The 23,775-nt window shown below is 44.9% G+C and carries 22 protein-coding genes; 14 read left to right on the top strand and 8 right to left on the bottom strand.

Going from position 1 to position 23,775, the window contains the following annotated elements; translation table 11 throughout:
- The first annotated feature begins 120 nt into the window (after positions 1-120).
- The gene (locus EAO36_RS08975; protein WP_328588036.1) at positions 121-975 is read left to right on the top strand and encodes a methyl-accepting chemotaxis protein; all 855 of its coding nucleotides are present in this window, start codon (positions 121-123) and stop codon (positions 973-975) included.
- A gap of 8 nt (positions 976-983) precedes the next feature.
- On the opposite strand, the gene EAO36_RS08455 is transcribed toward EAO36_RS08975, so the two are convergent.
- On the bottom strand, positions 984-1,640 hold the full coding sequence (locus tag EAO36_RS08455; protein WP_162983252.1) for a DUF2470 domain-containing protein: 657 nt from the start codon (positions 1,638-1,640) through the stop codon (positions 984-986).
- A gap of 289 nt (positions 1,641-1,929) precedes the next feature.
- Between EAO36_RS08455 and EAO36_RS03795 the strand changes: the two genes are divergently transcribed.
- From EAO36_RS03795 to EAO36_RS03785, 3 genes are read left to right on the top strand one after another with little or no spacing between them, the layout of a single operon-like run.
- The gene (locus EAO36_RS03795; protein WP_407925306.1) at positions 1,930-3,294 is read left to right on the top strand and encodes an outer membrane family protein; all 1,365 of its coding nucleotides are present in this window, start codon (positions 1,930-1,932) and stop codon (positions 3,292-3,294) included.
- Between the two features lie 29 nt (positions 3,295-3,323).
- The gene (gene kdsB, locus EAO36_RS03790; RefSeq protein WP_120947411.1) at positions 3,324-4,022 is read left to right on the top strand and encodes a 3-deoxy-manno-octulosonate cytidylyltransferase; all 699 of its coding nucleotides are present in this window, start codon (positions 3,324-3,326) and stop codon (positions 4,020-4,022) included.
- Entirely contained in the window at positions 4,016-4,972 is a 957-nt protein-coding gene (locus EAO36_RS03785; RefSeq protein WP_120947410.1) for an ATPase, T2SS/T4P/T4SS family, read from the top strand. The genes kdsB and EAO36_RS03785 overlap by 7 nt, the downstream gene beginning before the upstream one ends.
- On the opposite strand, the gene EAO36_RS03780 is transcribed toward EAO36_RS03785, so the two are convergent.
- From EAO36_RS03780 to EAO36_RS03770, 3 genes are read right to left on the bottom strand one after another with little or no spacing between them, the layout of a single operon-like run.
- Positions 4,926-6,509 (bottom strand): mechanosensitive ion channel family protein, encoded by a 1,584-nt coding sequence (locus tag EAO36_RS03780; protein WP_235852163.1) that lies wholly within the window; start codon positions 6,507-6,509, stop codon positions 4,926-4,928. The genes EAO36_RS03785 and EAO36_RS03780 overlap by 47 nt on opposite strands.
- Positions 6,500-7,513 (bottom strand): 3-dehydroquinate synthase, encoded by a 1,014-nt coding sequence (gene aroB / locus EAO36_RS03775; RefSeq protein ID WP_120947408.1) that lies wholly within the window; start codon positions 7,511-7,513, stop codon positions 6,500-6,502. Before aroB ends, EAO36_RS03780 begins: the two co-directional genes overlap by 10 nt.
- Positions 7,513-8,934 (bottom strand): COG3400 family protein, encoded by a 1,422-nt coding sequence (locus EAO36_RS03770; RefSeq protein WP_120947407.1) that lies wholly within the window; start codon positions 8,932-8,934, stop codon positions 7,513-7,515. The genes aroB and EAO36_RS03770 overlap by 1 nt, the downstream gene beginning before the upstream one ends.
- Positions 8,935-8,988: 54 nt before the next feature.
- On the opposite strand from EAO36_RS03770, the gene tgt reads away from it, so the two are divergent.
- Complete coding sequence (gene tgt / locus EAO36_RS03765; RefSeq protein ID WP_104641200.1) at positions 8,989-10,095, top strand: tRNA guanosine(34) transglycosylase Tgt; 1,107 nt, start codon at positions 8,989-8,991, stop codon at positions 10,093-10,095.
- Here tgt and ftsZ read toward each other — a convergent pair.
- The 3 genes from ftsZ to EAO36_RS03750 are packed head-to-tail and all read right to left on the bottom strand — an operon-like array spanning position 10,092 to position 14,087.
- On the bottom strand, positions 10,092-11,225 hold the full coding sequence (gene ftsZ, locus EAO36_RS03760; RefSeq protein ID WP_120947406.1) for a cell division protein FtsZ: 1,134 nt from the start codon (positions 11,223-11,225) through the stop codon (positions 10,092-10,094). The genes tgt and ftsZ overlap by 4 nt on opposite strands.
- Before the next feature lie 15 nt (positions 11,226-11,240).
- Positions 11,241-12,623 (bottom strand): cell division protein FtsA, encoded by a 1,383-nt coding sequence (gene ftsA / locus EAO36_RS03755; RefSeq protein ID WP_120947405.1) that lies wholly within the window; start codon positions 12,621-12,623, stop codon positions 11,241-11,243.
- A 3-nt stretch (positions 12,624-12,626) separates the two neighbouring features.
- A complete protein-coding gene (locus EAO36_RS03750) occupies positions 12,627-14,087 on the bottom strand; it encodes a peptidylprolyl isomerase (protein ID WP_120955717.1) in 1,461 nt (486 codons plus the stop codon).
- Between the two features lie 101 nt (positions 14,088-14,188).
- Here EAO36_RS03750 and EAO36_RS03745 point away from each other — a divergent pair, with 101 nt between their 5' ends.
- From EAO36_RS03745 to EAO36_RS08450, 9 genes are all read left to right on the top strand, one after another.
- On the top strand, positions 14,189-15,478 hold the full coding sequence (locus EAO36_RS03745) for an adenosylmethionine--8-amino-7-oxononanoate transaminase (protein ID WP_120947403.1): 1,290 nt from the start codon (positions 14,189-14,191) through the stop codon (positions 15,476-15,478).
- A 69-nt stretch (positions 15,479-15,547) separates the two neighbouring features.
- Entirely contained in the window at positions 15,548-16,273 is a 726-nt protein-coding gene (gene pyrH, locus EAO36_RS03740) for a UMP kinase (RefSeq protein WP_006017111.1), read from the top strand.
- A 25-nt stretch (positions 16,274-16,298) separates the two neighbouring features.
- Entirely contained in the window at positions 16,299-16,514 is a 216-nt protein-coding gene (locus EAO36_RS03735) for a DNA-directed RNA polymerase subunit omega (RefSeq protein WP_013890065.1), read from the top strand.
- Positions 16,501-18,825 carry a RelA/SpoT family protein gene (locus EAO36_RS03730; protein ID WP_185962968.1) on the top strand — a complete coding sequence of 775 codons (2,325 nt, stop codon included), beginning with the start codon at positions 16,501-16,503 and terminating at the stop codon, positions 18,823-18,825. The genes EAO36_RS03735 and EAO36_RS03730 overlap by 14 nt, the downstream gene beginning before the upstream one ends.
- A 9-nt stretch (positions 18,826-18,834) precedes the next feature.
- Positions 18,835-20,043, top strand: coding sequence for a tyrosine--tRNA ligase (gene tyrS / locus EAO36_RS03725; protein WP_120947402.1), 1,209 nt, complete (start codon positions 18,835-18,837; stop codon positions 20,041-20,043).
- Between the two features lie 11 nt (positions 20,044-20,054).
- The gene (locus tag EAO36_RS03720) at positions 20,055-21,146 is read left to right on the top strand and encodes a nitronate monooxygenase (protein ID WP_120955716.1); all 1,092 of its coding nucleotides are present in this window, start codon (positions 20,055-20,057) and stop codon (positions 21,144-21,146) included.
- Entirely contained in the window at positions 21,146-22,222 is a 1,077-nt protein-coding gene (locus EAO36_RS03715) for an N-acetylmuramoyl-L-alanine amidase family protein (RefSeq protein ID WP_120947400.1), read from the top strand. The genes EAO36_RS03720 and EAO36_RS03715 overlap by 1 nt, the downstream gene beginning before the upstream one ends.
- Complete coding sequence (locus EAO36_RS03710) at positions 22,188-22,523, top strand: hypothetical protein (protein ID WP_120947399.1); 336 nt, start codon at positions 22,188-22,190, stop codon at positions 22,521-22,523. The genes EAO36_RS03715 and EAO36_RS03710 overlap by 35 nt, the downstream gene beginning before the upstream one ends.
- 154 nt (positions 22,524-22,677) lie before the next feature.
- Positions 22,678-23,010 carry a hypothetical protein gene (locus tag EAO36_RS08450; RefSeq protein ID WP_162983031.1) on the top strand — a complete coding sequence of 111 codons (333 nt, stop codon included), beginning with the start codon at positions 22,678-22,680 and terminating at the stop codon, positions 23,008-23,010.
- Here the strand turns inward: EAO36_RS08450 and EAO36_RS03700 are convergent.
- Positions 22,988-23,674 carry an MqnA/MqnD/SBP family protein gene (locus tag EAO36_RS03700; RefSeq protein ID WP_120947397.1) on the bottom strand — a complete coding sequence of 229 codons (687 nt, stop codon included), beginning with the start codon at positions 23,672-23,674 and terminating at the stop codon, positions 22,988-22,990. The genes EAO36_RS08450 and EAO36_RS03700 overlap by 23 nt on opposite strands.
- Between the last annotated feature and the right edge of the window lie 101 nt (positions 23,675-23,775).

Genomic DNA, 23,775 nt, shown 5'->3' with positions numbered 1-23,775 from the left:
CAGCATGGTGGAAACAGGAATGCAACAGAAACCGCTAAAAATTTTTTGTTGATATAATTTTATAGGATTTTATGCGGTTTTATAGGTTTGTAAGAACGGTTAAAAGACTTCTTTGCTTTTGTGAATCACAAAAATCAAGAAGCCCCCCAAGCAATTGTTTTGCGTTCCAAAGATGGGCTAGGCGAGATGGCGCGCGCGCTCAACCACAATATCCAAGAGGCACTAGAGCACTTCCAAGCCGATCAAACCCTCTCTAAAGAAGCGTTGGTGGTCCTCAATGGGGCGCGCACAGGGGATTTTACCCAAAATATCCAAGCCCAAGCGATCAACCCCGCACTCCAGCACTTGGGGAGCAATCTCAACGATTTTTCCCATTTTCTAAATTCCATTTTCCGCAACATTTCCAACACCATTGAAACCTATTCGCACAATGACTTTAGGGGCAATATGGACACCTCCCAGTTGCAAGGGGGTTTTTTACAGCTGGAATCCTTAGAACAAACAACCAGCGCGCTAGATAAGATCACCAAGTCGATGCAAAATGTCAATACCAAGAGTCAGGGGGTGATCGAGCAGTCTAAGGGCATTTCTAATATTGTCGTGATCATCGATGAGATTGCCGAGCAGATTGGTTTGTTGGCCCTAAATGCCACTATTGAGGCCGCCCGAGCGGGCGAACACGGGCGGGGCTTTGTGGTGGTGGCTGATGGAGTGCGCAAACTGGCTGAACGCACCCAAAAGTCTTTGAACGAGATTGAGGTGAATATCTCCGCGCTCGCCCAGTCCATCAACCAAACCGCTACGATGATTGAGGAGCAGACCGAAAACATTGCCCAAATCAACATGGCGATGGAATCTTTAGAAAAAACAATGGCGCACAACACCCAGATAGCCCAAACTTCTTCCACCATTAGCCAGAATGTCCAACGCATCGCCCAAAACATCTTGGATGAGGCTAACAGCAAGAAATTTTAGTGGCATCACTAGCGGTTAGGACCTTGATTTTTAGAGAAGTCTTGTTGCCCTTGATGGGGGGTTCTCATATCTGGGTGAAAACCGCTTTGGGGTCCAAAATGGGCTTGGGGGTTAAAGTGCTGGGGCATGGGGTGGAAACCAAAAGGCACAAAACCCATCACAAACATGCCAAAGTGTGGGAATGGGGTAAAACCAAAGGGCATGCCCCAAGGCCCATAACTACCATTGAATCCACAAGACGTATTAAAAGGGTGTTGTCCAGCAAAACCGCCCGCTTGGGGACCAAAATATCCCTGATGTCCCCAGTTCCCCGGATTCCCTTGAGGGCCAAACAAACCTTGAGCTCCCGATCCAAAATGGTTTTGTTGGTGTTGGTTTTCTGTATGGCAAGATTGATAAGAATCGGAGACATTAGAGGCATCTGGACCTAAAAGGGCGATGAGCGCATCGCGGATTCCCTCAAAGCTATCAAGTGGGTAGGGGAAGGCTAATCTAAAGACCTCTTGTTTGCCCTCTTTAGTGTAAGCAATTTCCATTTCGCTGAGACTAATGTCTTGCACATGCACATTACTAGCCCCTTGCACCGATGCGTATTTCTCAAATAGTTTTAGCACATTATCAAGCTGTTTGCTATTTAAAATGTCCAACGCATGCTGTTTATCCATAAAGACTCCTTATTCTGGGTATTTGTCCTAAAGACATAGAGAGTCTAGCGGTTTTAAACTGAATTAGAACTTAATCTATATATTTTTTTGTAAAAAAGTTGATAGTATCATTGATAACTTTATTAAAAATATAAAAATAAGTTAGAAAATATGAGCCTACTAGACTAATATTTTATGGTATTAGTTATGGTGGGGTTAGAGACTCACACTTGCGTTTTAATTTGGGTACATTTATTGTATAATCAGTCTCTCCCTTAGTCTAAATTTTGTCTGTTTGTGAGGATGGTGCTTGAAACTCTCTTTTCAAAGCGTGGTTTTTCAAATTTTATGTGTGGGCTTGTCTTGTTTGCATGCCTTTGATTACCAGCTAGGGGGCAAGGTGGGTTCTTTTTCACGCATTGGTTTTAACAACGCGCCCATTAATTCCCAAAAGGGGCTTTACCCCACAGGGAGCTATGTTACTGCTGTGGGGGCTTTGCAAATTGATGCCAATTTGTTACCCAAGTGGGTGAGCAATCACAAGCTAAGGGCGGGCATTGGGGGCGAGCTGGGCGGGTTGGCTTACGATTCAACCAAAACTTTAAGAGATACTAGCGGGGTAGATCCGGGTTACCAGCCAGCCAACTGGTATTATATGGGGCGTTGGGAGGGGTATTTGATGGACGCGCCTTGGACCAAAACGCCCTATGCACGCTACCAAGATTCTGTACATGCCAAAAATTACATTCTGTATAATCTCTATTTGGATTATAGCTACAAGGATATTTTTGGGATCAAGCTGGGGCGTTATAAGAGCAATGCGTTGTTTTTGCGGGGTTATAATCAGGGCTTTGAAGCATTTTTCAAGTTGTCTCATTTTAAGTTCGAGTGGTTTAGTACCTATGGGAGGGGGTTAGCCAATATCCAATTCATCAGAGAGTTTTATGCGCCTGTGAGTTATGAGTTTGCCAGCGGGAGGCGAGTCAATTATGGCATGCATGCTTTTAGTGTAACTTGGAAATCCAAGCATTTTTTGCTCATGCCCTTTATTTGGTTTTATCCTAAAAACTTCAATGCGCCCGGATTCCAAGCCAATGTAGGCTTTGCCTTTTCTAATTGGAGTGTTTCAACCCAAGTCTATGCGTGGTTCCCCATTTATAGTGCCACTCTGGCTAAAACCTATTATCGGGGGAATTTGGTTGGCAGGGACACCGCAAGCTTATTAGTGCGGCAACGCTTTGATATTAAAGATTACCATGTGGGTTGGTTGGTGTATAAGAATTTTGGCAATGCCAATGCCCAACTGGGCTGGAATGGCTCACCCGTGCCCTTTGATACCACCGATGACACCCCCTATGAAGATGCTTATACTAATCTTTACAATGCTAATTCGGTAACCATTGCGGGCATTGTTGGGGGGAAAATCAAACAATTTTCATGGCAACTTTTAGGCAAATTGATCTATTCGCCTAGGGCTAATTCGCAAAGTTTGGGTTTGACCCTAGAATACCATTGGAGCAAACGCATTAATCTGATGCTCCGCATTAATGGCTATGAAGTTTCTATGCATAGGGGTTATAAGGTGGGGTATTTCCACGCTGGCTATAACCCTAAATTTGCCCCCACCACTCAAGATCGCAGTTACTTAATGACTTCCATGAGTTATGATTTATAGATTATAATAGCGCATTTAAAAGGACATTTATGATCATCATTCCCGCTAGATTGCAATCGGTGCGTTTCCCACGCAAATTATTAGCCACCATCCACCAAGTCCCCATGATTGTCGCCACCGCACGCAACGCCCAAAAGGTTGATGAAGTGGTGGTCGCCTGTGATGATGCGCTCTTGCTTAAAGTCTGTGAGGATTTTGCGATCCCAGCGATTTTAACGGATAAAACCCACACCAGCGGGACCGATCGTTGTGCGCAAGCCTGCCAAATCCTCCAACTAGACCCGCAAATGCCCGTTGTGAATTTACAAGGCGATGAGCCCTTTTTAGAACATGAAGTGATCGCCACTTTGTTAAAAGCCTCCCAAGATACCCCCTTCATGCACACATGCGCTAAGATCATCACCCAACAAGAAGCCAGCGACCCTAACTGGGTAAAGGTGGTTTTGGGTGATGAAAACCGCGCCCTTTATTTCTCCCGAGCACCCATTCCCTACGATCGCGATCAAAAGGGGCACCCTTTTTTAGGGCACATTGGCATTTATGGTTTCCAAGTCCATCATCTGTTGGAATTTTGTAGCTTGCCCAAAAGCCCTCTAGAGGAGATCGAAAAGCTCGAACAACTCCGGGCACTCTACCACCAAAAGCCCATCCAAGTAAGTTTGGTGCAAAGCCATAGTCTAGGGATTGACACGCCACAGGATTTAGAAAATGCCTTGAAGCGATGCTAGAGTTTAGCACCCACAAAGTCTTAAAAGCCCAAATTGACACCCTACGCCCCTATTTAGAAAGCGGGATTACTGAGCTTATTAGCAACACCCCAAAAGAGTTGTGGCTTTATCGCCTAGATGGCACGCGCGCGCGTGTCTGTGATGGGAGTTTGGATCAAGAGTTTTTATTGCGCTTTTGTGAACAATTAGCCAGCTATTACGCCCTACCCTTTGGCTTGCAAGCCCCTACGCTAAATTGCTCTTTACCCTTTAGCCGTTACCGTGTGAGTGCTAATCATTTTAGCATCACGACCAATAACCAAATTAGTCTGAATATCCGTGTGCCTAGCACACGCAAATTCGAGCTAGAGGAATTTAGCCTATTGCCCACTTGCAAGCTTGACTATGAGGGGATCAAGGCTTTAGCGCATGAAGAATATAATATTTTAATTAGTGGAGGCACGGCTAGTGGTAAAACTAGTCTGTTAAATACGTTGTTAGGTTATATACCCAAGCAAAGCCGTATTGTGAGCGTGGAGGATAGCTTGGAGTTGGATTTACGCGCCTTTGGCAATAGTGTGGGGTTATTGGTGGGTAAGGGGGAGCGGGGTTATTTTAGCTATGAAGATGCCTTGAACATGGCGATGCGCATGAGCCCGGATCGCTTGATGGTGGGTGAGATCGACACACGCAACGCCCTTTTATTTTTAAGATTTGGCAATACCGGACATAAGGGCATGATCTCTACCTTGCACGCTAATAGCGTCCATCAAGTTTTAGAGGCAATCGCCCTTAATATTGAGATGAGCCAAAAAAGCCAACTAGATTTGGCTTTGGTGGCGCGCTATTTTAAAAGTGCCATTGATGTGGTGATTCAAATGGGACAGAAGAGCCAAAAAGAAGCGTGTATCCAAGAGGTAGTTTTTACACGGGATTTTGGGGGATGGGAGAAGATGAGGGTTCTGGGCTAGGCTCTTTGGGCTCTGGGTCTTCCTCGATTTTAGGCTTGAGGCTAGCACTCACAAAAATATCTTTGGATTTTAAAAAGGCTTGTAAAACTTGCAAGGAGATAACCGAGCGCAAAGGCAAGGCATTGTAGGCATCGGCAAGATAAGAGATAAACAAACGCATCCCGTCTTTTTCAGGCATGATAAAGACTTTAGGGCTGGCATCCACATTGCGGAAGGCGTATTTGGTGCGCATTTTGCTAAATTGGGCTTGTGCCATTTGGCTATAGGTTTGCGCGCAGGTGGTGGCAATCTGTGTAGCGATCTCTACTGCCTTTTGGTGGTTGGAATCAAAGGTTAAAAAGAACTCTAGGCTATCCCAAATGGTTTTGCTCCCCAAATGGCTACAATTAGACAAAAGCCCGGTGAAGATGTAGTTATTGGGTACAAAAATAATCCGCCCCGCACGCCCATTGTTTTTAAGATAGGTCATCATGGTCACATCTTCAAAAATGGTGATGTAGAGCATGGAAATATCCAAGACATCGCCCACATAGGTATTCCCATCTTTAGAGACTTGCACGCGATCGCCCACATGCAAATTGCCCCTTAAAATCAAGGTCATCCAGCCTAAAACACTCATAAAAAGGTCGCGCATCGCAATGGCAAAACCCGCACCCATAAAACCGATAGCCGTAACAAGATAGGAGACGTTTTCTAGGTAGGAAAACAAGAAGATCAAAACAATCACATTGGCATTAACAAAGTTAATCGCCTTATTAATACTATAAGATCGTTCATCATCGTATAAATACTTGTGGCTGAGTTTTTTGAGTCCCCAAGCCAATAACACGCTACACAACGCCCCTAACAAGACATATAAAAGTTTGAAAAGCTGATCTTTGATTTGGGTTTTGATGCTTTGATCGGCTTCTTGGATGTCTTTGGCGTAAGTGTCTAGGCTGGCTTTTAAAAGACTTTGGGCATTTGAAAACTCAATGATTCTGATTTGCTCCTGGTAGAGCGGAGTCGCCCATTTTTTGGGTTGCAAGGCTTGTAATTCCTTGAGAATCTCTAATTCTTGGGCGAGTAACTCTAAGACTTGGTGCAAGCTCTTTTGATGCCCTTGCATGGTGGTGTATTTGATCTTTAAAGATTTGATAAAGGAGAGCGCACCGATGATTCCAAAAGGGCTAGTAACATTGGGCATGTTGGTGATGGTGGGTTTTTCAACCAAATCTTTAAAGGGGTGGGTTTTGTAGAGATCTAAAAGTTTCTCTTGGTGCTGGAGGGCTTGGAGGCTATGCTTAAGCGCGCTGATCTCTAAGGGGTCGCCTTTTTCCTCTTGGAGTTTCTTTAATCTCTCTTGGATTTTCTGAATCTCCACAGAAATCTTGCCATAGCTCTCAAAATTCTTAAACTTTTTGAGCCAAATATTATCGCTGGTTTCTAGCTGGTGTTGGAGATGGGAGAGTTTGGTTTGCAAATCGGCTATATTTTCTGCCTCCAGCATGCCCAAAAAAATCCCCACAACCAAAAGTCCTCTTAGCATTAACTCCATGTTTTTAAAACCTCCATAACCATGTTTTGTGGAATATCCTCTATGAGCCTAAAGTCCCCTATTCTTGTAGGCAACACAAATCTAGGGCGATCCATATTTTTTTTATCCATACATAAAATTTTGTAAAAAGCCTCTATATTGGGCACTTGGTAGTCAAAGCGCAGATCGTAAATCTCTAGCAGGGCATCAATTTGCTCGCTGGCATGTGTATCTAGTAGCCCCAATTTCACTGCTAGGGCATTGGCCATTTGCATCCCCACCGCCACCGCCTCACCATGCAAAAAGCCTTGATAGTTTTGTTCTTTCTCAATGGCATGCCCAAAGGTGTGTCCGTAATTGAGCCCCATACGCAAATGCGCTTCTTTTTCATCTTGGGCGACCACTTGTGCCTTGATCGCCACGCTTTTAGCGATGCCTAACTCTAGGTGTTGATCTAGGGGGTAGGTTCTGAGCCACTCAAAATAATCTCGATCAAAGCACACCGCTTTTTTAATCATCTCAGCAATGCCCGCTTTAAACTCCCTTGTGGGTAGAGTTTGTAAAAAATTGGGGTCAATATAAACCGCCTTGGGGGGGTGGAACGCCCCGATTAAATTTTTGCCATAGGCGTTATTAATGCCCGTCTTGCCCCCGATGCTCGCATCCACTTGGGCTAAAAGCGTGGTGGGGACAATCTCAAAGCTAATCCCCCGTTTATAAATGGCACCCGCAAAGCCCGCTAAATCGCTCACCACACCCCCACCCAAAGCCAACATGCAATCAGCACGACTCAAATTGGCCTCAAAGGCGGATTCTAAAACGCCCTCTAGGGTGGCTTGGTTTTTATGCACCTCGCCAGCGGGGATCACATGGCTAAAAACTTGAGATGCGTTGATTTTTTCTAGGAGTTTGTCTAAATACAAGGGGGCGACCACGCTATCACTCACCACCAAAACCTTACCCGTATGCGTGATTGGGGGCAAAGCACCGATATAAATGGGATAATTAAGGGTGTTGATCAACATCATTCCACCACCGGGATAAACATTTGGGGATGTGCATCACTTAAGAATGCAATCTGTTCAACTTTGGTTGAGAACATCCAAAAGAGATGGTTTTGGGCAATGCAAGATTCAAAGGGCAAAAAATGCACAACGGGGGTTTCCAGCTTGTTGAGAAAAAGCACGGGATTTCTAGTGTAAGTGCGGATCACCTTAATTTTACAGTTGTAAATATGCGAGAGATGTTCATAATTTTTAATTACTTCGGTTTTGTAGCGTTTGTCGGGGTCAAAATCGTATAAGAGCATGTCTAAATTCATCTGCCCACATACGTCAAACATCACCGAAGAGATGTCCTCATTTTGCTCCATATCTTCATTTAAAACCACCATGCTTTTTTCCACGCCTTTAAGTCCTCTAGCATTGGTTTTAAAAACCGGTGTGGCGATCTCAAAAAGAGCCCTACGCCTATGGCGGCAACTAAAAAGTTCTTTGCCCACAACGGCTAGACCAATTTTTTTTTGGCTATCAGCATGGAGCTTCTCAATAAAATGCATGCCCTTAAAATCCACCACCACGCGGATATCTTGGCATTCAATATTGCGGATTTCTTGCATGGCGATCCCATCTGTGGGGTTGAGCACTTGGATATAAAGCATGGCACTCTTGAGCTTTTCATGCAAGATGAGGGCTTGATCGATGTCGCGTTTAAGGGCGTGCGTGTCTTGCAAACCCATATCCACATACAAATAAATATCCCGCCCAAAGGGTACAGGGAATTGCCCTACATTGCTTTTAACCTGCAGATACAAACTATTGAGCGCATCGGGATTGCCCACGACCAAGAGTTGATCGCGAGGTTGAATCACCATGGAGGAATGGCTGAGGTGGAACTCGTTTTTACGATAAACACCCACGATCTTATAATCTTTTTGGCGCAACGATCCCAAGTGTCGGTAGGCAAAGACACTCCCAAAGGGCACGCCAATTTCCATCACCTCACCTTGTCCTAGCCCAAAGCCTTGTGGGACACTGGGGACATTGGGTAATTTGGCGATGAATTTTTGGGCAATAAACTGGGTGCGATCGATCACCAAGAGGCGATCGTCCTTGATGTCCTTAAATGCGTTGCTATCTTCCAAACTCAAAATCATGCGGATTTCTTTGGTTTTATTGCGGATGATTTCATAGAGCGCGCGCTGTTCTTTGACATCTTCCATCACAATCAAAATATCATTCACATTGGCATCTAAAAAGGGATAGAGCTTGTAGGCTGAGGTGGGGTCAAACAAATGCACCTCAAACGTGCTCGGCAAGCTAGCAGGCAGACAAGTTTGATCTTTGGTGATCACTAAGTAAAAATTATTGCTAAAATACTTAGAAACCACCACTTCCATAAACTTTTTGGCCACCTTGCCCTCTAAAATCAACGCAACTTTCTTCATGCCTTTTCCATGCTATGATCTCTAGCTTTATTATATAGTAAAAAAGGTGATCCAATGGATTTTTGCTTAAAGGGGCAAGAGGGGTGTGCGCGCGCGGGCACTTTGAAACTAGCACATGGCATTGTGCAAACCCCCATTTTTATGCCCGTAGGCACGCAAGCTAGCGTGAAAAGTCTAGATGCACGAGACTTACAAGTGCATTTAAAAGCCTCCATTATCTTGGGCAACACCTACCATTTATATTTGCGGCCCGGAGCCAGCGTCATTAAAAATCTAGGCGGACTGCATGGTTTTAGTGGCTTTCAAGGTAATTTTTTAACCGATAGTGGCGGATTTCAAGCATTTTCTTTACACACACACACCAAAGAGCACTCTAAGGGTATTGTCTTTAAATCCCACATTGATGGGAGCACCCATCTTTTCACCCCCCAAAAAGTCCTAGACACCCAATACGCCCTTAATAGCGATATTTGCATGGTGCTAGATGATTTGGTGGGCTTGCCCGCCCCACTTGAACGCTTAAAGTTGGCGGTGCAAAAAACCACAGAGTGGGCTAAAGAGAGCCTTACACACCATAAAAGCCACGCGGGGGCGACAAATTATATTTTTGCCATCGTGCAAGGGGGGATCAGCCATGAATTGCGTAAAATCAGTGCGCTGGATTTATGCGCTTTGGATTTTGATGGGTATGCCATTGGGGGGTTAGCCGTAGGCGAGAGTGCCCAAGAGATGTATGAAATGATCAGCTACACCACAGAGTTTTTGCCCACCCACAAACCCCGTTATTTAATGGGTGTGGGCACACCCCAAGATTTGTTAGAGGCTATCGAGCGGGGCGTGGATATGTTTGATTGTGTGATGCCCACAAGAAACGCGCGCAACGGCACGCTTTTTACTAGTTGTGGCAAAATCTCGATTAAAGCGCAAGCGCATAAAGAGAGTGAAGAGCCTTTAGATAAAAATTGCGCGTGCTACACCTGCCAGCACCACTCTAAAGCCTATTTGCACCACCTTTTTAAAGCTAGGGAATTGAGTTACTTTAGGCTAGCCAGCTTGCATAATTTGCACTTCTACTTAGAGCTAGTGCGGGGGGCTAGGGAGACGATTTTAAAGCAAGAGTTTAGCACTTACAAGCGTGCTTGGCTGGAACGCTTGGGCTAATCCTTTTGGTTGCGTAAAAAAGTGGGCTTGTCCAAATCCACACCATTAAAGGTCTCCCCACTGCTAGCCATTTTCAAATTCTCTAACGCACTCTTAGAGAGGCTAAAGGAGGGTTTGGACTCTGTCTCGTCCTTATTTTCAACGGGTTTTTCAAAACCGGTCGCCACAATGGTTACCTTGACATGATCGGTGGGCGTGTTAGTGGAGGTGCATTTCCCAAAGATAATGTCAGCATCCTCATCGGCCATCGACTCCACGATGCTAACCGAATTGGTGATCTCTAAAAGCGGATAATCTGGGTGGCATTCAAAATTAATCAACACCCCCATTGCGCCATTGATAGAAACATTGTCAAACAAGGGGGAGGCAATGGCATTCTCCACCGCCACGGTGGCGGCATTCACCCCTGTAGCTTCGCCTATGCCCATCAAAGCCAACCCGCGGTGATTCATCACCGTTTTTAAATCCGCAAAATCCACATTAATATCATTCTCTCCATAGTTAATGATCATGCTCGAGATGCCATTAACTGCCTTAGCTAAGATGTTATCCACCTCTTTAAAACTCTCTTTAATCCCCGCGTTCTTGTCAATAAAGCCGATGAGTTTTTCATTGGGGATCACCACAATCGAGTCGCTCACAGCCTTGAGTTCTTTTAAGCCCTCTTCAGCGATGCGCGCCCGCTTTCTGCCCTCAAAGCTAAAGGGTTTGGTTACCACAGAAACCGTGAGCGCACCCGAATCCTTAGCAATTTGAGCAATCACAGGGGCTGCTCCTGTGCCCGTACCCCCACCCAAGCCCGCTGAGATAAACACAATGTCCGCACCGGTTACCATGTTTTTGATCACTTCCACACACTCTTGGGCGGCTTGTTTGCCCACCTCTGGTTTCATACCAGCTCCCCTGCCCCCTGTGATCTTTTCTCCCAAGCGGATTTTATTCTTAGCCGTAGAGGACTTGAGGGCCTGTCCATCTGTGTTGGCCACAATTAACATGATGTCCTTATAAGTGCCCGTTGCTATCAAATGGGCGATCATATTTGACCCACCCCCACCCACACCGATCACGACAATCTTTGCCCCATTGGTCTCAAAGATTTCTTCTACGCCTATCTCCATTTCATTCAACATCGCCACAACCCTTCTTCAAAATAACTTAGAGCCCCATTCTCTGATTCGTTGGAAAAATCCCACTTCTTTAGGCGTTTCATAGGGATACATTATATCCTTTTTCCGCTCCTTTATCTCCTTGTTTGTCTCCCCCGTATGTTTCAAATTTGTCAAATCGGTTTCAATATAGTTACGTTCAGGCGTGTAGGTAAAAGCAGGTTGGGCATTCTGTTTGATCTCTTTGTAGCGGATTGTTTTCTCCGAGTCTTTTTCATAGTTGGTATGCCCCCCGGCTCCATATAAGATCAAGCCAATAGCCACCGAACTTGTGGGGTCTTTGAGCTCCTCAAATAAGCCACTCACCTCTATGGGTTTAGCAATGCGCACCGGGACATTCCCAAAGATTGCGGAAGCTACATGTCTAATACCCTCCATGTGAGTCATACCCCCGGTTAAAACTACGCCCCTCCCTAAGCTATCTTTGAGCTTGCTACTGATGAGGGCATTATTGAGCAAGTTAAACACCTCTAAAACACGGGTGTTGATGATCTCATGGACAAATTTTAGCGAAAAGCGGTTTTTTTTATTCTCAGCTCCTACAGCCGGGACCTCAATTTCTTGATCGCTCTCCTCAGCCATCAAGTTGCCATACTCGCGTTTGACATATTCTGCCGCACCTAGTGGCGTGTGTAGTCCAATGGCTAAATCATCCCGAATGTGTTCAGAGCCCACCGGGACATAACTATTAAAGCGCATCGAAGAGCCCTCATAGACCATGATATTACAAGTGCTCCCCCCAATATCAATACACGCCACGCCTAAAGCGCGTTCATCTTCACTCAAAGTGGCAATAGAAGCCGCATAAGCACTCAAAACGATGTTTTCAATCTTAACCCCGGCTAGCTGGATCGTGCGCCGTAAATTTTCCAAACTGCTGTGTTGCACGGTAACAATGTGGGTAAAAACCTCCAGCCTAGATCCGCTCATGCCCATCGGGTCTTCAATATTGTCCTGATTATCCAATTTGAATTGGTAGGGCAAAATATGAATCACTTCATGCCCGCTAGGGATAGCTGCATTGTGCAAGGCGGTATCCAGCGCGCGGTTGATTTCTTTCAAGGTGATCTCGTTGTTGGGCACATTGATAATCCCCGAGCTATTCACACTTTGGGTATAAGCCCCCGAAATGGACACAATCGCCTTTTCCACAAAATCCAAACCAGCCATGCGCTTGGCATCCTCAATAGCTTTTTTAACAATCTCGCCCGCTTGGCTAATATTGCTGATGCTCCCCTTACGCACACCCTCAGATTTTTGCACACTCGCTCCGATCACCTGTGGTGCGCCGTCCTTGATCTCAGCGATGATGGCGCAAATCTTGCTAGAGCCAATATCCACACCTAGTATGATCGGATTCAAGATCTACTCCTGCAGATTCTTAGAATAGAGGGTAACGGGGTATTGCGCCCTTAGCATGGACACCAGCACTCCATCAAAAGATTGTGCCTTGAGATTGCCAAAGGCTTCTTTTAAAGTATGCGTATCCTTGAGGGCGTGTTTAAAATCTTGGGCGTAAATTTGATAAAGCACCGCCTTGGGCCCCTCTAAGATCATATACCCCTGCTTGTAGGGTTGGTTAAAAATATGGCGCACCAGCTTTTTGGATTGTTCGGGACTCAAATCGTGAATCGTACCTTGAAAATCTGAGGTGATGGTGCCGATGTCCTCTCCTTGGAAGTTTTTAACCTGCTGGCTGGCTTCCTTCTCTAATTGCTCTTTTTGTTGGATCGCACCCAAAGCCACACGCACCTGAGCTTTAGCCTCCTCAAAAGTTTGGATTTGGTTACTATCTTTGGCACGCAATTTCACCACCAACCACCCGTCCTCATAATTCTGTGGCTTGAGTACTTCGCCCACCCGTAAGGTCTCTATTTTTTGGTTGATTTCCCCTGAATAGGGTAGGCTGGTCAAAGTTTTGGCGTTAAGCTTGAGGGTGTTTTTTTTGAGTGCCAAATATTTTTCTAGGGCGACCTCTTGGGCTTTGTGGAGCAAGTAGGCCTGTTGCACCTTGTCTTTAACATGTTCAAAATCCTCTAACTTACCCCCTTTGCTGTAGGCACTTTTATTTTTTTGGTAATAATCTTGTAGCTGCTGGGTTGAAATACCCGCTTTCAGTTCATCGGGCTTAACCTCTACACTCTCAAGGGTGTAGCTGGTGGGCTTCTTATAAGTGTTCTTGTGTTGCTCGTAATATTTTTTCAGATCGTCTTCTCTTAAGGCCACCGCTTGGGGTTCTAAAATCTTAATGCGCACCTTGTCTTGGAGTTGCAATGCCCATAAAAATGAGTCAAACTCTAGGGGGGTGGTGGCTTTAGGGAAGAGGGCAGAGATTTTTTGCAAGATGAGGGCATTTTTGACATTGTCTTCAAAGGCACTAGGGCGGTAGTGGTTCTCTTGAAGGATTTTTTTATACAAGTCTTCATCAAAATGCCCGTCTTTTTGGAACATACTACTCTTTTTAATTTCGGCGATAATCTCATTAGAACTCACACCCAAGCCCAAATCTAGGGCGAGATTTTTCAGCAAGGCTTGGTTAATGAGCACTTGGAGTGCGCTACGCTCTAAGCCCATCGCCTTAATTTGCTTTTCATCTAAATCTTTGAAATTAGGGATGGATTGGCTATAAGCATCTACAAGTTGCTTGTAAGCCATATCTAGCTCTTCTTGGGTGATCAAGATACGCCCGACCTTAGCCACACTCCCGCTTGCAAAAGAAAAATTATACTGCCCCCAACCAATCATACCCGCTGCCACAAAAGCAATCGTGCTGATCCAAATGGTAACCACCAAGTATTTTTTGTGCTTTTGCATCCACGCGATCAAGCCCTATCCTTTGCCCTAAAATTGCCCTAAATGTGCTATTCTAATGAAAACTGACTAAAAGCATGCTTTAATTTTAGCCTAAAAGACCGATGTAGCACTTTATGAATAATGCCAAGTGGAATACCCTAGACCTCAAATATATCTGGCATCCATGTAGCCAAATGCATGACCATGAAAGCCTGCCCCTAGTGCCCATCAAGCGGGCAGAAGGTGTCTATCTTTACGATTTTGATGGGCGTGCCTATATTGATGGCATCAGTAGTTGGTGGGTGAATCTCTTGGGGCATAGCCACCCCTATATTAACAAAAAACTCCAAGAGCAACTAGAAAGTTTAGAACATGTCTTGTTGGCAGGTTTTACCCACCCCCAAATTATCCGCCTCTCTGAACGACTTTGTGTGTTGGGCGGGTTTGAAAAATGCTTTTATGCGGATAATGGGTCTTCATGCATTGAGGTCGCCCTCAAGATGAGTTACCATGCCCACTTGCTAGAGGGGCAACATAGACCCAAATTTTTATCCTTAGAAAATGGTTACCATGGCGAAACTTTGGGGGCTTTGAGCGTGGGGGGTGTTGGGCTGTATAAGGACACCTACAAGGGGCTATTTTGCCAGCAACTACAAACCCCCGTGCCCCAAAATGATGCCGATGTTACAAATGCCCTACAAGCCCTAGAAAAGATTTTAGAAAAAGAACACAAAAATATCAGTGCTTTTGTTTTAGAACCCTTAGTTCAGTGTGCCGGGCAGATGCACTTTTATAGTGCCGACTTTGTACACCAAGCTAGCCAGATGTGCCAAGCTTTGGGCGTGCATGTGATCTTTGATGAAATTGCGGTGGGTTTTGGGCGCACGGGGACTTTATTTGCTCACCAGCAATGCCAAGTAAAACCCGATTTTCTATGCCTCTCTAAGGGGATCACGGGGGGATATTTGCCCCTAGCGGTGGTGCTCACCAAAAATGAAATTTACGATAAATTTTACGCCCCATACACAGAGAATAAAAGTTTTTTACACTCCCATAGTTATACAGGCAACGCCCTAGCCTGTGCGTGCGCCAATGCAACCCTAGACCTCTTAGAACAAGAGCAGGTTTTAGAGAAAAACAAGACCCTAAGTTTATATATCCAAGCCTGCATGCAAGATCATTTGGGGGGATTAAAGGGGGTAGCCAACCTACGCGCTCAGGGCATGATCTTTGCCTTTGAGTTGGAGGGTTGTTGCCCCTCTAAGCGTCTTAGCCTTGCCATTTTTGAAAAAGCCCTACAAAGAGGCTTGCTTGTGCGTCCTCTTAACAACACGATCTACTTAATGCCCCCCTATATTATTACTCCAGAGCAAGCCCTCATGGCAGTGCAGGCAATCCAATCCCTCGTCTTGGAGCTGGCATAACTTTTAAGCATCATTAGGGTATAATGGTGCATTTTATAGCGATTTTCTCACTAGAGCCTAAGGGAGTGCATGCAAAATAAGCAACATAAAAAGAAGCGTGTTTTGGTTAAATTTTCTGGTGAAGCCCTAGCTGGTGAGAGCCATTTTGGGATTGATATTCAGATTTTAAGCTATATTGCCAAAGAAATCAAGCAATTAGTCGAACATGGCATTGAAGTGGGAATTGTCATTGGTGGGGGGAATATCATTCGGGGTGTGAGTGCGGCTAAGGGGGGGATTATTCGGCGCACAAGTGGGGATTACATGGGCATGTTGGCCACGGTCATTAATGCGGTGGCGATGCAAGAAGCCCTAGAGCACATGGGGTTAGATGTGCGGGTGCAAAGTGCGGTTGAAATTAAGGAAGTCTGTGAAACCTACATTTACCGCAAAGCCATCCGACACTTAGAAAAAGAACGCATCGTCATCTTTGGAGCGGGCACGGGCAACCCCTTTTTCACCACCGACACAGCCGCCACGCTTAGGGCCATTGAGATTGGCGCAGATTTGATCGTTAAGGCGACCAAAGTTGATGGGATTTATGACAAAGACCCTAATAAATTTGAAGACGCTAAGAAAATCGACACCTTGAGTTATAACGATGCCTTGATTGGCAATATTGAAGTGATGGATGACACCGCTATCTCCCTAGCCAAAGACAATAAACTCCCGATCGTGGTTTGCAACATGTTTAAGAAAAATAATCTTTTGCATGTAATTAAGGATCAACAGGGTGTTTTTTCTATGGTAAAATAGAATACACTAGCCAAAAAGGACATATTTGAGAACCGAAGAAATTGTAGCCAAAGCCTTAGAAAAAGTGGATAGCGATCGTTATGTTTTATCAAACTTGATTTTTTCACGGGTCAAACAGCTAGGAGCAGGCGCGCACCCCCTAGTCCCCGTGGATACCAAGATTCACAAGCTGACAGACATCGCTATTTTAGAAATTGCTGAGGGAAAAATCAGTCTTGATCGCATTGATGGAAGATACTAAGCATGCCCCCTATGGTAGTTTGCTTGAAGTCTTAGAACTTTTAAAAGAGGTTGTTACTCCTAGCGAGGCCATCCGTGTTTTAAAGAACATCGCCCCCATCACGTCTAAGGTCGCCCAAGCTCTAGATTTAGCTACTCACTACCACACGGGACAAAAGCGCAAGGGCGGTGCTCCCTACATCACCCACCCTATCAGCGTGGCTTGTATTGTTGCCTTTTGTGAGGGCGATGAGGCGATGATCTGCGCCTCTCTCTTGCACGATGTCGTGGAAGACACGCCTTGCGAACTCTTGGAGGTCCGTGAGAAATTTGGCGAAGATGTGGCTAATTTGGTCGATGCGCTCACCAAGATCACCGAAATCCGCAAAGAGGAATTAGCATTTGACCCCCAAAACCCCCGCCTTGTGCTCTCGGCTTTGACTTTCCGCAAAATCCTCCTCAGTGCCATTAAAGACCCCCGGGCGTTGGTGGTTAAAATCAGCGACCGCTTGCACAACATCTCCACCCTAGATGCCCTCTCACGCGACAGACAAATCCGCATCTCCAAAGAAACTCTAGCTGTCTATGCACCCATTGCTAGCCGTTTGGGGATGTCCTCAATCAAAAACGAGTTAGAGGAAAAATGTTTTTATTTTATCTACCCCCAAGAGTACCAAAAAATCCGATCCTATTTGGACCAAAATAAACAATCCCTATCTTTAAAACTCAACCAGTTTGCCAGCAAATTAGAAAAGATGTTCTTTGAAGCAGGTTTTGGGGAGAGTGATTTTCAAATCGCTACCCGCATCAAACGCCCCTACTCCATTTACCTCAAAATGCAACGCAAGGGGGCGGTGAGCATTGATGAGATTTTGGATTTAATGGCGGTGCGTATCTTGCTTAAAAATCCCCTAGATTGTTATAAAATCTTAGGGATCGTGCATTTGCGTTTTAAACCCATTGTGTCGCGTTTTAAAGATTATATCGCTTTGCCTAAAGAAAATGGCTACCAGACGATCCACACGACTATTTTTGACGAGTCTAGCATTTATGAAGTGCAAATCCGCACCTTTGAAATGCACATGGCTGCTGAATATGGCAACTCTGCACATTGGAAATACAAGGCAGGGGGCACAGAACCCGATTCGCTCAAATGGCTCTATAACCTCAAATACCAAGGTCAAGACACCAAAGATAATCCTAGGGAGTTTTATGACTTGGTCCAAAGCGATCTTTACCGCGAGGACATTACGGTGTTTTCCCCACAAGGGGATACCTATACCTTGCCGGTGGGCGCGATTGTGCTAGACTTTGCCTACATGGTGCATAGCGAGTTGGGGGATAAGGCTGAAAAAGCCTTTGTGAATAACAAAAAAGCCCTACTCAACCAAGAGCTTAAAAGCGGGGATGTGGTGAAAATCATCAAGGGTAAAAAAAGTGTCCCACGCCACATTTGGATCGACCAGCTCAAAACCTCCCGTGCTAAGAGTCATTTAAAATTGCAGAGAAAAAACCAGCTCAAGGAGATCGATTCTAAAAGCATGGTCAATATTCTTAGCTCCATTTTTGAAACCCCGATTTTCAATGCCGACATGGGATCAAAAAACTACTTGAGTTTTGAAAAAAGGCTTTTGGAATGTGGCGTGGAGAACACTTTGAGTGAGGCAGCCAAGAGTGCCGATGGGTTGAAGAAATTAGTTGAAGAAATCCAAGAGAAGGTGAAGGAAGTCCCTCCCAAGAGTCGCAAAGTCCGCGAGCCCCGCCAGTTTGGCTTTTTGATGAAAAACTTGATGCAATTTAGTTTGGCTAGTCGGGTTTTACGGCTTTGGACACCCCACATCGGACTTAAAAAGTCTTACTTGGATAATTTTATTGTCTATACCAACCCGCATGTGTCCATCAAACAGGTCTTGTTTAACGATTGTTGCCACCCCAAACATGGCGATGAGATCGTAGCGATCATGCCTAATTACAAAGATCATAAGGTGATTGTGCATCATAAATTGTGCAAACAGGCGATCATCGATATTGATTTGAGCTTGCCGATGGTCTTTGTGGAGTGGAACAAGAAAAACAAAGAGATTTACAAGGGCATTTTTTACCTCGAAGACAAAAAAGGTGGGTTGCTCCAGTTGCTAAGTTTTTTAGCCAAAAATGATTGTAACATTGTGGGGATCAACTATGCAGGCTACAAAGATAGTTTTTCCTCTCATTGTGAGATTTTGTTTGAATATAATGACAAAGAGATCAGCACCTTTAAAGAGATTGTTACACGCAAATACCAAGAAAGATTAGTGGGTTTTTCAAGTTTAAAAGACGCTTATCAAGCCTAAAGGACAAACATGCAAGCACAGATCAAAGAAGCGATGGCTGACATCACTAGGGGCATGGGCGAGTGCATTGGACTAGAATACTTGCAAAACTTGGTGGAGCGTTTTTACACCACCAAACAACGCTTTTATGCCAAGGCTGGTTTTGACCCCACAGCCCCAGATTTGCACTTGGGGCATGCCGTGCTTTTAAATAAATTAGCCACCTTGCAAAGGCATGGCGCACGGGTGCAGTTTGTGATCGGGGATTTTACTGCCACCATTGGCGATCCTAGTGGTAAGAGCGAAACGAGGAAAACCCTAAGCTTTGAAGAGGTCTTGATCAATGCTAAGACCTACGAGCAACAAGTGTTTAAAATTTTAGATTCCACACTTACCGATGTGTGCTTTAATTCAAAGTGGTTACGCCCGCTGGGCGCAGATGGTTTGCTTGTATTGACTTCTAAATTTTCAGTGGCTAGAATGCTCGAAAGGGACGATTTTGAGAAACGCTATAAAGAAAATAAACCCATTAGCGTGGTGGAGTTCATGTATCCGCTCTTGCAAGGCTATGATTCAGTTGCCTTAGATTGCGACATAGAGCTTGGAGGCAATGATCAAAAGTTTAATCTCTTAGTGGGGCGGTTTTTACAGCGCGCCTATGGTCTGGACAAGGAACAAAGCGTGCTCACCATGCCCTTGTTAGAGGGTTTAGATGGGACACACAAGATGAGCAAGAGTCTAGGCAATTACATCGGCATCACAGAACCAGCAGAAAGCATGTATGCTAAACTTTTGAGCATTAGCGATGATTTGATGTGGCGTTATTACGAACTTTTGAGCGCAAAAAGTAGTGCCCAGATTGCCCAGCTTAAAAATGGCGTAGAAAAAGGGGAATTGCACCCCAAAGCCATCAAAGAAAACCTAGCCCTAGAGATCACCACCCGCTTACATACAGCCAAGCAAGCCCAACACGCTCAGGGCGAATTTGATCGCGTTTTTAGCCAAAAGCAAACCCCTAGTGATTTAGAACAAATGGCATTTGGTGCGGGGATTTGGGTTGCAGAATTGCTCAAACAGGCTAAACTAAGCCCCTCCACTTCCCAAGCACGCCGCGACATTAAAGCTAAAAGTGTCAAAATCAATCAAGAAGTGCTCTTAGATGAAAACTACCATTTTTCTCAAGGAAGTTATGTGGTGCAGGTGGGTAAGCGCCGCTTCATCCGCGCCATCATTAACTAAGCGGTAAAAACATGGCTTCTACACTAAAACCGCTCAAAATTGGCAAACACACCATCCAATACCCCATTTTTCAAGGGGGTATGGGTGTGGGGATTAGTTGGGACGAATTGGCCGGCAATGCCACTAAAGAGGGCGTTTTGGGCGTGATCTCGGCAGTGGGCACGGGCTATTATAAAAATATGCGCTTTGTGGAAAAAATGATCTCCAAAAAGCCCTTTGAAGCCCTTAACTTTTACTCCAAACAAGCCCTGAATGAAATTTTCAGAAATGCACGCAAAATCTGTGGAGCTAAACCCTTGGGAGCCAATATCTTGCACGCCATTAACGAATACGGGCGGGTGGTGCGTGATGCGTGCGAAGCGGGGGCAAATGTGATCATCACGGGGGCGGGTTTGCCCACCAACATGCCCGAATTTACCAAAGACTTCCCCCATGTGGCACTGGTGCCTATTATTTCCTCGATTAAAGCCCTGCACATCATCTGCAAACGCTGGAGTGCGCGCTACAAACGCGTTCCGGATGCGATCATTGTGGAAGGACCTTTGAGTGGGGGGCATCAAGGCTTTAAATACGAGGATTGTTTTAAAGAAGAATACCAGCTAGAAAATTTAGTCCCGGGCATTGTGGAAGCTTCTAAAGAGTGGGGGCATATCCCCATTATTGCTGCTGGGGGCATTTGGGATCGCAAGGACATCGATACCATGCTTAATTTAGGGGCTAGTGGGGTACAGATGGCGACTAGGTTTCTGGGCACTAAAGAATGCGATGCTAAAGTCTATGCCGAGATTTTGCCCTCTTTGCAAAAAGAAGACATCTTGCTAGTTAAATCCCCGGTTGGCTACCCCGCACGCGCCATTAATACTGGCGTGTTGCAACGCATTAAGGAAGGCAACGCCCCCAAGATCTCTTGCGTGAGTAATTGCGTGGGGCCTTGCAACCGGGGCGAAGAGGCTAAAAAAGTTGGCTATTGTATCGCCGATGGGCTGGGGCGTAGTTATTTGGGCAATCGCATTGAGGGGCTCTATTTTACGGGGGCAAACGGGTATCGCATTGATAAAATCATCAGTGTTCATGAGCTGGTGCAAGAATTAACACAAGACTGATGCGTTTTATTTGGCTATGTCTTGCGCTATGCTTAGGCTTAAGTGCCCATGCGCTTAAAATTACCCAAATTGTTCCTTTTGGCACTAGCAGTGTCCGCATTAGCTTTAACAAGGATTTCCACCCGAGTGCACTCAAAACAACCCACTTGAGTCCTGCCAAAGACCTTTTGGAGATCAAAGCCCAACTTTTAGGTCCTCCCAAGAGTTATCCCTTTCCCCATAACACTTTGATTAAAATTAGCAAGCATGGCAAATACACGATCAGGATATTGATCAAATTCCACAGACAAACCCCATACCAACTCAAAATCACTGCCAATCATCTTTATATCTCCCTTGCCAACAAACCCCCAGCCACTGCCAGCCTCCCATCCCCCCCACCAGAGCCAACCCCTAAGCGTTTTAAGATTGTCTTAGACCCCGGGCATGGTGGGCGTGATTGCGGGGCTATGGGGGCTAGCCATATATGTGAAAAGCACATTGTCTTGCATGTGGCCAAATACCTACAACAAGAACTTAAAGGACGCGGGTATATTGTCTATATGACCCGCCACAACGATCATTATATCGGTTTGAAGGAGCGCACCGAATTTGCCAACAACAAAGAAGCCGATTTGTTCATTTCTATCCACGCTAACTCAATCCCCAAGCATGCTACTTCTAACCCCCAAGGCGTAGAAACCTATTTTCTTTCACCCGCCCGTAGTGAAAGAGCGCGTAAAGTCGCCGAACAAGAAAACCAGGATGATGTGCGGGGTATGGATTATTTTTCAAAAATGTCCTTTTTAAACTCGCTCAACTCCCAAAGGCTCGTGATCTCTAACAAACTAGCCATTGACATCCAATTTGGTATCTTAAGTTTATTGCGCCAACATTATCAAGGTGTTGTGGATGGAGGTGTTCGGGAGGGTCCTTTTTGGGTGCTAGCCGGAGCACTCATGCCCTCTATCTTAATTGAGATTGGCTACAACTCCAACCCCAAAGAGTCTAAGCGCCTCCAAGACAAAACTTACCAACAATTTCTAGCAAAAGGGATTGCCAATGGCATCCAAAGCTTTTTTGAAAAAAACTATTGATCTCTCTATGAAAAAGCCCAACACCTATAAGTTGGTGCTCTCCTCAGTCTTTTTTGTCCTCTTTGTGATCACTGCTCTAGCCTTGATTCTCTCAGCATTCCAACGCAATTTCTCCCAACTTTTTGCCATTTTCAACGAACCCGGGCATTTTTACGCCATCTTGATCTCCATTTTTTATATCTGTGGCATTTTGATGTCCTTTGGGTATTTTATCGCCACTAGACGCAAGCACTCTTTATTTATTCCCAAATTACTAGCCCTAGCCGGCTGTGTTTTTTTTTTGTTATCTCTTTTTGTTTAACCAGGTAAAGCCCAACAACGCACCCCCATTCTCTTTCTTCTTCTCTCTTTTTTTTTACCTAGCTTTTTTGGGTTTGGGGTTATGGCGTTTTTTGGCTAGATGGCATGCGCCTAGCTCCGCTTGGATCAAATATTTGATTTTTTTTGCACCCTCCATGAATGTCTGTTTGATTATACTCTTTGCCTCTAGCTTCCAACCCTATTTGCTCAAACACCATTGGCATGCATGGGTGGATTTTGCTCTTTTTGGTTTCAATCTTGCCTTTTTAATCGCCGTGTTAGCCAAAAGAAAAGAATATTTTGGAATCTACGAATATGCTAATTTATTGGTTCTCATCGCCGGCATTGTAACTTTTATGTTGAGCGCGCATGTGATCTGGCAAGTCGATCGTTACAATGATGCTAGATGGGCTTTTTATTTGTTGGGCTTTTTGGGGTGGTATGGGGAGTGGATGTATTTGAGCTTTAAAAACGGCGCACCTTCCTAATACCCTTAAAAAGAAGTTGTCTGTAAAAACAACGCAAAGAAAACTCTTCCTTAGCCCCCATTTTATAATGGATGTGTTTGAGGTAGTGTAAAATCTGTTGCCGATTAAGCTGACTCTCTTGGGCTTTTTGCTCTAAAATATAGTAGGGGATTTTTATAGGTCTCTTGTAAAAGGCATGCGCTATTTGTGTGTAAAACTCACCATGTGCTTGGTAACAAAAACGCCCAAAGACAAATGGCAAACTGGTTTTGGCATGCCAGAGCGCGGCTAAATCCACAAACTCTGCTTTTTCTTGGTAATAAAAGCGTAAAGCCTTATCCCCAATCAGCACTTGCCCCTTTAGCCCCAAAACTTGGCAGAGGGCATTCGAAGTTGCTGATTGTGTATCAATCCCTTCATCTTGTAGCACCACAAGTACACTTAAAACTTTCTTGTAGCCAATGATCGCACAGGGTGTAACTTGTTTTTTACGCCACGCTGCATAGCCGGCAATGGAGGAGATAAAGCCCGCATCTATGCGCCTAAAGAGAAAATCTTGATTGAGCTTAGCAGGATAAGTTTTTCTGTGATTTAAAAATTGTTTAAAACTTACAGGGGTCGGGTAGGCCTTGATAAAGACATCAAAGGGGAGCAAGTTCAAGTAATCAATCTTTCCAAAGCGCATTTTAAGACCTTTAAAGAATTAGCAAATCTTACACAAAAAACACAACGAAAAAAGGCGGGTTTTCATGTGTCTTGTCAAAAACATAGCCAAGTTATTATATA

It is taken from the genome of Helicobacter mehlei (assembly GCF_003660265.1).
GTDB lineage: Bacteria > Campylobacterota > Campylobacteria > Campylobacterales > Helicobacteraceae > Helicobacter > Helicobacter mehlei.
Note: the sequence above shows the minus strand (reverse complement) of the source record. Positions and strands in the feature narration are given on the sequence as shown.

What these genes read in the sequence shown, in the direction of transcription:
- ftsZ (WP_120947406.1), bottom strand. Translation starts at nt 11,225, where the DNA reads ATGTTGAATGAAATGGAGATAGGCGTAGAAGAAATCTTTGAGACCAAT.
- EAO36_RS03785 (WP_120947410.1), top strand. Translation starts at nt 4,016, where the DNA reads ATGCTAGAGTTTAGCACCCACAAAGTCTTAAAAGCCCAAATTGACACC.
- EAO36_RS03720 (WP_120955716.1), top strand. Translation starts at nt 20,055, where the DNA reads ATGGCTTCTACACTAAAACCGCTCAAAATTGGCAAACACACCATCCAA.
- pyrH (WP_006017111.1), top strand. Translation starts at nt 15,548, where the DNA reads ATGCAAAATAAGCAACATAAAAAGAAGCGTGTTTTGGTTAAATTTTCT.
- EAO36_RS03715 (WP_120947400.1), top strand. Translation starts at nt 21,146, where the DNA reads ATGCGTTTTATTTGGCTATGTCTTGCGCTATGCTTAGGCTTAAGTGCC.
- EAO36_RS03770 (WP_120947407.1), bottom strand. Translation starts at nt 8,934, where the DNA reads ATGAAGAAAGTTGCGTTGATTTTAGAGGGCAAGGTGGCCAAAAAGTTT.
- tyrS (WP_120947402.1), top strand. Translation starts at nt 18,835, where the DNA reads ATGCAAGCACAGATCAAAGAAGCGATGGCTGACATCACTAGGGGCATG.
- EAO36_RS08455 (WP_162983252.1), bottom strand. Translation starts at nt 1,640, where the DNA reads ATGGATAAACAGCATGCGTTGGACATTTTAAATAGCAAACAGCTTGAT.
- EAO36_RS08450 (WP_162983031.1), top strand. Translation starts at nt 22,678, where the DNA reads ATGAATGTCTGTTTGATTATACTCTTTGCCTCTAGCTTCCAACCCTAT.
- EAO36_RS03745 (WP_120947403.1), top strand. Translation starts at nt 14,189, where the DNA reads ATGAATAATGCCAAGTGGAATACCCTAGACCTCAAATATATCTGGCAT.
- EAO36_RS03710 (WP_120947399.1), top strand. Translation starts at nt 22,188, where the DNA reads ATGGCATCCAAAGCTTTTTTGAAAAAAACTATTGATCTCTCTATGAAA.
- tgt (WP_104641200.1), top strand. Translation starts at nt 8,989, where the DNA reads ATGGATTTTTGCTTAAAGGGGCAAGAGGGGTGTGCGCGCGCGGGCACT.
- EAO36_RS03700 (WP_120947397.1), bottom strand. Translation starts at nt 23,674, where the DNA reads ATGCGCTTTGGAAAGATTGATTACTTGAACTTGCTCCCCTTTGATGTC.
- EAO36_RS03730 (WP_185962968.1), top strand. Translation starts at nt 16,501, where the DNA reads ATGGAAGATACTAAGCATGCCCCCTATGGTAGTTTGCTTGAAGTCTTA.
- EAO36_RS03780 (WP_235852163.1), bottom strand. Translation starts at nt 6,509, where the DNA reads ATGGAGTTAATGCTAAGAGGACTTTTGGTTGTGGGGATTTTTTTGGGC.
- aroB (WP_120947408.1), bottom strand. Translation starts at nt 7,513, where the DNA reads ATGTTGATCAACACCCTTAATTATCCCATTTATATCGGTGCTTTGCCC.
- kdsB (WP_120947411.1), top strand. Translation starts at nt 3,324, where the DNA reads ATGATCATCATTCCCGCTAGATTGCAATCGGTGCGTTTCCCACGCAAA.